We start from the raw sequence: 7,309 nt of genomic DNA on the forward strand, positions 1-7,309 counted from the left end.
ATCGCGCCCCTTCAGCCGTGGGGCGCCCCACCCGGCGGGGGAGCGCCCCACGGCTGAAGGGGCGCGATGCTTCGTCCGACGCCTACACGGTACGGATCCGGAAGGTCGTTCGCCCCGGCATCGCGCGCCTCGACGTAGGCGGCGAGATCCTGGTCGAGTCCCTCGGTGCGCATGCGGGCGTCGACGTAGACGAGCACTGCCGAGGTCGACTGCACGACGAGGGCGATGCACTGCACGAGAAGGATGCCGGCCTGCCCGAGCAACTGCACGACGATGAAGCCCGCGATGGCGCCCGGCTCCGGGGCGCCCGTGGGTGCGAGCAGCGTGGAGAGGAAGCTGGCGCCGAAGCTGAGCGGGAACGAGATGATCTGCGCGACCACGCTGAACGCCACGGAGATGATGACCAGGACACCGAGCGTCGACCAGAATCGCCCGCGGGTGAGTCGCCACGACCGGGCGATCCCGGCCCGGATCCCCGTGCCCTCGAGGATGATCACCGAGGGCACGAGGAAGAGCTTGGTAGCGAGCCACAGGTAGAGGGGCACGCACCCGAGGGCGAGTAGAAGACCGAGGAGGATGCCGACCGGCAGCAGCGCGAACGAGACCGCGACGACGATTCCGGCCAGGACGGCCAGGACGAGGATCACCGCGGTGAACGTCAGGGCGGCGTACCCGATCAGGCGCCAGACGACCGGGCGAACCCGCCGCCAGACCACTTTCAACGTCGGCTTCTCGGCGACCACGCCGTGCGCCACCTCTGCCACGACGACGCCCTGCACCAGCACGCTCAGGCCGCTCGCCGCCACCCCGAGCACGAGAGCGACGATCGCCGTGAGAGCGATCGACCCTGCCATCACCGCGTTGAAGTCGTCGCTGCCCTCGACGAGGGTATCCAGCCGCGAGAAGCTCGCGATGGCCGCACCCGCGATGGCCGCGCTCAGCACGATGTAGGCGACGGTCTGCACCCCGAGCGCGAAACCGAGCAGCACGCGGGGGTTGTGGCGCAGAGCCGTGAACGACCGGCCGAGGATCATGCCGAACCCGAAGGGATGCAGCGGGACGATCCCCGGACGCGACGCGGGGGTCCAGGCGGGGTACGCGGTCACGATGACGCCTCCTCGGTGGTCGGCCGTGTCTTCATCGTGTCATAGACCTCCGACACCCCGTCATGGTCACAGTCATGGGGACACCCCCAGCGCGCTCGGCCCCTTCCCGGGCATGTCGACTACGCTCTTAGGGATCGCTCCCTCACCCGGGGGGCCATGGCCCGTTCCCGAGCGGGTTTCGAGACGGAAGACGTACACCCGATGACTTCACGGATCCTGGTTGTCGATGACGACACCGCGCTGGCCGAGATGATCGGCATCGTGCTGCGCACCGAGGGATTCGACACGGTCTTCTGCGCCGATGGCGCGCAGGCGGTCGAGGCCTGGCGCTCCGAGCGGCCGGACCTCATCCTGCTCGATCTCATGCTGCCGGGCGTCGACGGCATCGAGATCTGCACCCGCGTGCGCGCCGAATCCGGCGTCCCGATCATCATGCTGACGGCCCGCACCGACACCGCCGACGTGGTGAAGGGCTTGGAGTCGGGTGCCGACGACTACATCATGAAGCCCTTCAATCCGAAGGAGCTCGTCGCGCGGATCCGCACGCGCCTGCGCCCCGTGCAGGCGCCGGTCGACGAGACATTGCGCATCGGCGACCTCGTCGTCGACGTGGCCGCGCACGAGGTGCGTCGCGGGGACACCCCGATCGCCCTCACGCCGCTCGAGTTCGAGCTCCTCGTCGCGCTCGCCGAGAAGCCGCAGCAGGTGTTCTCGCGCGAGATGCTGCTCGAACAGGTCTGGGGCTACCACTACAAGGCCGACACGCGCCTCGTGAACGTGCACGTCCAACGACTCCGGGCCAAGATCGAGGCCGACCCCGACAACCCTCGCATCGTGACCACGGTTCGCGGTGTGGGCTATCGCGCCGGCGCGGTGGCTTGAGGTCGTCATGACCGGCGCGGTGCGCACCCTGGCGACGCCGCGGGGGTGGCGCACGCGCGACTGGCGCGCGAACCGGGACCGGCTCATCACCCTGTGGCGTCGCTCGCTGCGCTTCCGCACCATCGTCATCACCGTCGCGCTCACCGCGACGACCATCCTCGTGACCTGTCTCGCGATGGCCCTGGTTATCCAGAACGAGCTCTTCACCGCCCGCAAAGACCAGGTGCTCCTCGAGGCGCAGCGCGCGACCGCCTCCGCGCAGGCCACCCTCGACGCGGCCGTCGACTCCACCGACCCGGCCGCCGCCCAGACCCTGATGAACGGCATCGCGACACGCCTGTCGCAGCAGTCGTCGAGTGATCTCATCGCGCTGTACCGCATCGGACCTCCCTCGCCCCTCGCGCCGCAGCCCTTCATCTCCCCGACCTTCGAGTCCGACCTCGTCACGCCCGAGCTGCGCACGCAGGTCCAGTCGAGCCCCGATCTGCAGTGGTGGCAGTCGGTGGCGCTGCCGACGGAGAACGATCGCGAGGTTCCCGGCATCCTGGTCGGTCATCAGTTGCGCTTCCCCGCGCAGGACGGGGTCGACTACTACGAGCTCTACATGGGGTACGACCTCGCGAGCGCCGCGCAGACCCTGTCGTTCGTCCAGGTGCTGCTGTGGGTGGTCGGCCTGATCCTCGTCGTGCTGATCGGGGCGATCGCCTGGGTCGTGCTGCGTTCGGTGACGACGCCGATCGCGGATGCCGCCGAGACCAGCGCGAAGCTCGCTGCGGGCGATCTCGGAGTGCGGCTCCCCGTGCGGGGCGAGGACGAGCTCGCCACGCTGAACCGCTCCTTCAACGCGATGGCCGACAGCATCGAGTCCCAGATCAAGGAGCTCGCCGACCTGTCGCTCGTGCAGCAGAGGTTCGTCTCGGACGTCTCGCACGAACTGCGCACGCCGCTGACCACGATCAAGCTCGCGGCCGACATGATCAACGACCAGCGCGACGAGTTCGACCCCGTCACGGGACGCGCCGCCGAACTCCTCCACGCGCAAGTGCAGCGTTTCGAGGTGCTGCTGACCGACCTTCTCGAGATCAGCCGCTACGACGCGGGATCCGTGCAGCTCGAACTCGAGCCCACGAGCCTCGCCTCACTCGCCGAAGACGTGATCGCGTCGATGGAGCAACTCGCCGAGAAGCACGGCACCGACGTGCGTCTGGTCGCACCGGGCGGGTACACACCCGTCGACATGGATGCCCGGCGCATCCGGCGGATCGTGCGCAATCTCCTCGGCAACGCGATCGAGCACGGCGAGGGCAGGCCCATCGTGGTGTCCGTCGACAGCGGTCGGGATGCCGTGGCCCTCGGGGTGCGCGACTTCGGTCTGGGCATGCGAGCCGAAGACGTCGACCGCGTGTTCGACCGGTTCTGGCGTGCCGATCCGTCGCGTGTGCGCACGATCGGCGGTACCGGTCTCGGCCTCTCGATCGCCCTCGGGGACGCGCGCCTGCACGGGGGCACCCTCGCGGTGTGGTCGGAGCCGGGCCGTGGCTCCAACTTCGTCCTCACCCTGCCCCGCGACGGGCGCCCGCTGGGAAGCTCACCGCTGCCCCTCGTCCCCGAGGACGAGCAGGGCGGCACCCTCGGCGCGCTCGGCATCACCCAGCCGATCTCGCTCGGGCGCACGACCGGGAGGGCCACATGAAGCGCGCACTGTCGGTGGTGAGCCTGGCGCTGGTGCTGCTGCTCACCGCGTGCACGGGCCTCCCCACCTCGGGATACGTGAACCCCGGTCGGGGTCCGCAGAGCGACGACGCGCAGACGTTCGCCTTCGTCCCCGACGGCCCGCAGGACGACGCCTCGCCCGCCGAGATCGTCGAGGGCTTCCTGCGCGCGGGGTCCGGCCCCGCCGACGATTGGGCGACGGCGAAGCTGTTCCTCGCCCCGGGGACCCAGTGGGACCCCCGCGCGCGCGTCACGATCGACCGCCTGGCCGATCGCCGGGCCACCGCCTCGTCCGACGGGGCGACCGTGACCGTGTCGCTGTCGACGGTCGCGAGCGTCGACGGGAACGGCGCCTACTCGCCGAGCGTGGCGGGAACCACCGACTCGCTCGGCTACTCGCTGGTGCGCGTCGACGACCAGTGGCGTATCAGTGCCGCCCCGGACGGTGTGGTGCTGTACGAGGAGGTCTTCCCGACCGTCTACCAGTCGGCATCCATCGCGTACTTCGATCCGACCTGGACGTTCATCGTGCCGGACGTGCGCTGGTTCCCGCGCCCGCTCGTGGCGAGTCGTGTGGCGACCGCGCTCGTCGACGGGCAGCCGAGCGCGTGGCTCGAGGGGGCGGTGAAGAACGCGTTCCCCGAGGACCTCTCGCTCGTCGGGCGCTCGGTGACGCTCTCGTCGGGTGGTGTCGCCCAGGTGCAGCTTCCCCGGGCCGCGCTGAGCCTGGACACCACGACCCTGAACCGCATGCAGACGCAGCTGACCCGGAGCCTCTCGACGGCGGGCATCAGCGAGGTGCAGATGACGGTCGAGGGCACCCCGATCGCGGCCGAGGAGGTGCCGGTCCGCGTCACGCGCGTCGATCCGCCGCCCGCCGTCATGACCACGGACGGGACCTTCGGCATCCTCTCGGGCGATCAGGTGACGACGATCCCCGGACTCTCGGATGCCGTCGAATCGCTGTCTCCTCAGTCGATCGAGCTCGAGGCCGATCGCTCCCTCGCTGCGGTCCGCACGACCCAGGGAACCGTGGCCAGCGCGCTCGCCGACGGGAGAACGTTCCTCCTCGACGACCGGCCCGGACTCGTCGCACCCTCGATCGATTCCTCCGGGCTCATCTGGAGCGTGCCGTCGTCGTCGCCCTCGCAGTTGCGCGCCTTCACGCCCGAGGGCGTGCCGTCCGAGATCGGGAACGCGTGGCCGGATGCCTCCGAGATCACCGCCTTCCAGATCTCGCGCGACGGCACGCGCGTCGCGGCGATCGTCACGGTGGCAGGCGTCCGCGAGGTCTGGCTCGCCGGCATCCAGCGCACGTCGAGCGAGATCAACCTCGGGCCGCCCCACGTGCTGTCGTTCACCGAGTCGGGAGCCTTCGACCTGGCGTGGTTGGACGACGCGACGCTCGGCATCCTCGCCCTCGACGACGGCGTGAGTCACCTGCGCGAACTCGGTGTCGGCGGCCGCGGCACCACGGGCGGCGCCCCCGACGGGGCGCGGAGCGTCGCGGGCGGCAGCACGAGCGTGCGCGTGCTCGATGACACCGGCCGGCTGTTCAGCCGCCGCGGCAGCTCGTGGACACTCGTGGCCGACGACATCCGCGTCCTGGCGGCGCAGCAGGGCACGGCATCCTGACCGCACTCGTCCTCCCCACGAGGGTGTTCGCGCGACACCTCCACGGATGGGCGGATGCCACGCCCGCCGCAGCGGGCCGGTCGACGAGCATGAGGGCATGGTCTCCCGCTCCGCCCTGTCGGCCGCCGTCGTCCCCGCCCTGCACGATGCGCTGACGTTCTGGTTGCCGATCGCGTGCGCGGGGTGCGGCGCGCTCGATGTCGGACTGTGCTCCGGATGCCGAGCGGCCCTGGCCGCGGCCCCGCACCGCCGCCGCACCGCGGACGGGCTGGTCGTGACTAGCGCGATGGAGTTCTCCGGCGTGCCCGCGCGCGTCCTCCGCGCCCTCAAGGAGGAGGGGCGGACGTCGCTGGCGCGTGCTCTCGCGCCTCCGCTGGCGCTCGTGCTCGCCGATGCGGTCGCCCCCGACACCGTCGTCGCGACGGTTCCCTCGTCACGGGCCGCCTATCGGCGTCGCGGCTATCGACCCGTCGACCTGCTCGTGCGCCGAGGGGGACACGCTCCCGTTCCGCTGCTTCGCGTGGCGCGTGCTCCGCGCGATCAGCGGGGGCTCGATCGAGAGGCGAGACGCGCCAATGTCGGGGGAGTGTTCGTCTCGCGCCCGGTCCGCGGGCGCCGCGTGGTGCTCGTCGACGACGTCGTCACCACCGGGGCCACGCTGGACGACGCGTCGAGAGCGCTCCGGGTCGCCGGAGCCGCCGAGGTCGTCGCGGCGACGCTCGCGCACACGCCCCTGCGCGTCGACCCGTCGAGACAGCGTGCGAAGGATAAGAGCGGATGACGAAAGGGTGATTCACGCGTGACAGGCGGCGGTCGCGCTACTAGCGTGGGGATGACTGAAGGCGACGGACGTTCCGCCCTTAGACCGGGCGGAACCCGGAACAAGGAGGTCACGGATGGACACCAACATCGTCGGCGTGGGAGTCGGGATCACCGATCGTTTCCGCTCGGTGGTCGAAGAAAAGGTGAGCCGTATCGAACACCTGGCCCCGCGAGCGCAGGCGCTCGAGGTCAAGGTCACTCACCGCTCCTATCGCAACGGGCGAATGGAGGACGACACGGTCGAACTGACGCTCGACGGCAAGGGGCCCGTCGTCCGTGCCGAAGCGACCGATGCGGACAAGTTCGCCGCCCTCGACCTCGCGGTCGACAAGATCTCGGAGCAGATCCGCCGAGCCAAGGACAAGCGCATCGACGCGCGCAACCACCCCCGCGGAGCCAAGTTCGAGAAGGGCACGGGCGAGCTCTCCGGTATCGACGTGCAGCCGGCCTCGGTCGACGTCCTGCGGGCTGTCGCCACGGGTGAGGTTCCCGTGCAGAACGACTCCGCCGACGAAGCGGACTACTCGCCCGTGGTGATCCGCGAGAAGGAGTTCGGCGCCGAGTGGATGACGGCCGAAGAGGCCGTCGACCGCATGGAGCTGGTCGGCCACGACTTCTTCCTCTTCATCGACGCGCGCACCGACCACCCGAGCGTGGTGTACCGCCGCAAGGGCTGGGACTACGGCGTCATCGCCCTGTCGACGCAGGCCCCGCCGCAGGCCGTCGCGTCCTGACGGGCCGTCGACGTACGGAAGCCCCCGGCCTCGGCCGGGGGCTTCCTCGTGTGCGCCGGTCGATCAGCCGTCGAAGATGTCGCCGAGGAGCGAGCCGATGACGAGGCCGCCGAGCATCCCGCCGACCATGTTGCCGCCGCTCATGCCGCCCTGTCCGCGACCGCCGCCGCCCCAGCCTCCGCCGTCACCCCAGTCCGACGGGCGGGACTGCTCGATGTCGCGCTGCGCGATCTGCCGGGCCTCGGCGGCCAGCGCTCCCGTGCGTCGTGCGGTGGCGAGCACCGGCTCGCGCTCGTCCTCGGCGACGGGGCAGACCGGGAGCCCCGACCGCACCCGCTCCGCTCCGGACGAGCGTGGGCGGGTATCCGGGCCGGACCACGCCGGGGGCGCGGGGGACAACCCGCGAGAGCCAGCGCG

Annotated in this window: 6 protein-coding genes and 1 pseudogene; 5 read left to right on the forward strand and 2 right to left on the reverse strand. The window is 70.7% G+C overall.

All coding sequences use genetic code 11. From position 1 onward, the window contains the following. Nucleotides 1-11: 11 nt before the first annotated feature. Nucleotides 12-1,106, reverse strand: coding sequence for a glycerophosphoryl diester phosphodiesterase membrane domain-containing protein (locus NS283_RS17725; RefSeq protein WP_241492282.1), 1,095 nt, complete (start codon nucleotides 1,104-1,106; stop codon nucleotides 12-14). 201 nt (nucleotides 1,107-1,307) lie between these two features. Between NS283_RS17725 and mtrA the strand changes: the two genes are divergently transcribed. The 5 genes from mtrA (at nucleotide 1,308) to hpf (ending at nucleotide 6,892) form a co-directional block, all read left to right on the forward strand. Further along, nucleotides 1,308-1,988, forward strand: a complete 681-nt coding sequence (gene mtrA, locus NS283_RS17730; RefSeq protein WP_058598168.1) for an MtrAB system response regulator MtrA — start codon at nucleotides 1,308-1,310, stop codon at nucleotides 1,986-1,988. A gap of 7 nt (nucleotides 1,989-1,995) precedes the next feature. Next, nucleotides 1,996-3,681 carry an MtrAB system histidine kinase MtrB gene (gene mtrB / locus NS283_RS17735; protein WP_058598169.1) on the forward strand — a complete coding sequence of 562 codons (1,686 nt, stop codon included), beginning with the start codon at nucleotides 1,996-1,998 and terminating at the stop codon, nucleotides 3,679-3,681. Next, nucleotides 3,678-5,336, forward strand: coding sequence for an LpqB family beta-propeller domain-containing protein (locus NS283_RS17740; protein WP_058598170.1), 1,659 nt, complete (start codon nucleotides 3,678-3,680; stop codon nucleotides 5,334-5,336). The genes mtrB and NS283_RS17740 overlap by 4 nt, the downstream gene beginning before the upstream one ends. 97 nt (nucleotides 5,337-5,433) lie before the next feature. Next, entirely contained in the window at nucleotides 5,434-6,117 is a 684-nt protein-coding gene (locus NS283_RS17745) for a ComF family protein (protein ID WP_058598171.1), read from the forward strand. Between the two features lie 115 nt (nucleotides 6,118-6,232). Beyond that, the gene (hpf, locus tag NS283_RS17750) at nucleotides 6,233-6,892 is read left to right on the forward strand and encodes a ribosome hibernation-promoting factor, HPF/YfiA family (protein WP_058598172.1); all 660 of its coding nucleotides are present in this window, start codon (nucleotides 6,233-6,235) and stop codon (nucleotides 6,890-6,892) included. Nucleotides 6,893-6,955: 63 nt separating this feature from the next. Here the strand turns inward: hpf and NS283_RS17755 are convergent. After that, nucleotides 6,956-7,309 (reverse strand): annotated as a pseudogene (locus tag NS283_RS17755) (hypothetical protein); the annotation flags it as partial.

Source organism: Microbacterium testaceum (assembly GCF_001476285.1).
GTDB classification, from domain to species: domain Bacteria; phylum Actinomycetota; class Actinomycetes; order Actinomycetales; family Microbacteriaceae; genus Microbacterium; species Microbacterium testaceum_B.

Bases quoted from the DNA above. Each gene is read 5' to 3' on its own strand.
- mtrA (WP_058598168.1), top strand. From the start codon at position 1,308: ATGACTTCACGGATCCTGGTTGTCGATGACGACACCGCGCTGGCCGAG.
- mtrB (WP_058598169.1), top strand. From the start codon at position 1,996: ATGACCGGCGCGGTGCGCACCCTGGCGACGCCGCGGGGGTGGCGCACG.
- NS283_RS17740 (WP_058598170.1), top strand. From the start codon at position 3,678: ATGAAGCGCGCACTGTCGGTGGTGAGCCTGGCGCTGGTGCTGCTGCTC.
- NS283_RS17745 (WP_058598171.1), top strand. From the start codon at position 5,434: ATGGTCTCCCGCTCCGCCCTGTCGGCCGCCGTCGTCCCCGCCCTGCAC.
- hpf (WP_058598172.1), top strand. From the start codon at position 6,233: ATGGACACCAACATCGTCGGCGTGGGAGTCGGGATCACCGATCGTTTC.